The 2,065-nt window shown below is 32.1% G+C and carries 1 protein-coding gene; it reads right to left on the bottom strand.

The window, feature by feature from the left end; translation table 11 throughout:
• Nucleotides 1–111: 111 nt before the first annotated feature.
• The coding region (locus AC220I_RS21695) for an HD domain-containing protein (RefSeq protein WP_486725957.1) at nt 112–2,065 on the bottom strand (1,954 nt) is incomplete at its 5' end.

Here is a 2,065-nt window from a genome sequence, read left to right as displayed (position 1 = left end):
CTATTTTCTTCATATACATATTCTCTAAAACTGGAGAATATGCCTAAACTCCATATCAACATCGGAATAGAAATCATGACAAGGATTAGTCCCAGTTGGAAATTGTGATATTTAATTCTCATATTTTTCCCCCTGTATTGCCGACTCATAAATATCTTGAAGGACTTCACTTTTACTCTCCATGAGATCTTCAAGAATTTTGATCAATTGAGGCGAGTAAACTGTGCCTGAATCTGAAGACATTTTAGTAATAAACTGCTGGCGGTTTAATTCGCCACTTCTATAATTCATAAACAAGTCAAAATCATTTGCCAGCCTAATTATCTGCGAATAATATGGCTGCTCCTGAAGCTCATTGGACTGATTTGATAAATCATAATTGAGATGGTGGAATTCGATACCATCCAAGATTTCCTTATTAAAGCCTACGTTTTCAATCATTTTTCTACCCATTGCACCATGATCATCAATATCAAAAAAATATTCAAGAGAATTATCTGCAAATCCAAGTTTACCAATATCATGCAATAACCCTGCAATGTAAATATCATCAATTTCATTCTCATTCAAATAGAGTCTCTGGGCAATAAGCCTACAAACCCTAGCTACCCTTCTTGAGTGACCACTAAATCGTTCTTGTTTGATTTCAGCTGCCGTTACAAAGGCCTCCACTGTTTTAAAATAATTTGCCTTAAGCTGGTCATACAAGAGTACTTTTTCAAGGGAAATGGTCACGTTAATTGATATTGACTCCAATAAAACCAAGTAATCTGTATTAAATTTAAAGTCACTGATAATTGACATTACCCCAAAGCTCTTTTGATAGTTTGCCAAGGGGATATATGCTATTGATTTGCCCTCATTAAGAATTTTTTGCAAAAAAGGTTCAGGAAAGAGCAAATCTTCTTCATGATTAATCAAAATGATCTTATTTTCTTTAAAACAATAGCCCATATGGTGGTCATCAATAGGTGTCTCTTCATTTAAAACATATTCAGTACTATAACCAGATACCGTTTTAATCTCAAGCATTTGGTTTTCATTGACCAACCGAATTGTACTCGAATTTAAGTTTGCCAAAAAAGCAACCTTGTCTAATACTTCTTGTAAGGTAGCTTCAATATTGTTGTTTATGCTAATGATTTTTCCAATTTCATTTATAAAATGAAGATCTCGACTTTTCTTTAAATAATTTTGATTCATCTTGTCTTCAAAATTACTTTTTGAACATAAAAACAAAATAAATTTCACTTTGTTGAATTCACTAATTCTAATAGCACTGCCACTTAAAGGTTCATTGAAAACTTGGTTTTTAAAGGTAAACTTAATGGCTTTAAAATCACGACTTAATAGGATATCCATTCCTTGGTCAAAACCCTCAATGAAGTCTTTTAAATGACATTCTTGATTATTGCTAACCTCAAATTTTAATATTTCTTTAAGGGCTTGATTTGCGTAAACAATTCTCCCACTGGTATCTGTCAACCAAATAATTTGGTCCATATTGTCAGAGACAGTTGAAAAAAAGGCCGAAAGATATTGTGCCCTGTTTTTTAGTACGGCATGGTTTTTATAGAGTTCTTCAAACTGCTTGGTTTTATATCTAAGCTCTTGAATTAAATCACTTTCTACGACTTTTAGTTCACTAATTTTCAGGAGTTTTAAGTTTATGTCTAATTTTAAATCTTCAAATCTTGATATGATTAAATGATATTCATCGATTAAGCAGGAACCCGTTGTATTCTTTCTATAATTTCGATCCAAATCTGTAATCAAATTACCCAATGTTTTAATACTGCGGTTAACAATAATATAAGCTGCCGATAAGAGTATGATGCACATTAGACCAATTATGCTGAGTTCTCTTTTTAAAAAGCTTATCAAAATTGCTTGATACTGATTTTCTTCAATTATCTTGTAGTGGGTCTCTTTAATTGTATAGACTGCATTTTCAATCTCATTTTGGCTTTCATCATAAACGAGTCTTGAACGACTTGATAAGTTTAACAAGGAACCCATAAGTGTATTTTCAAAAGCATCATATGGGTATTCGACAATCAAAGTT

The organism is Fusibacter sp., from assembly GCF_057447755.1.
This window is presented reverse-complemented; position numbering and strand designations above follow the sequence as displayed.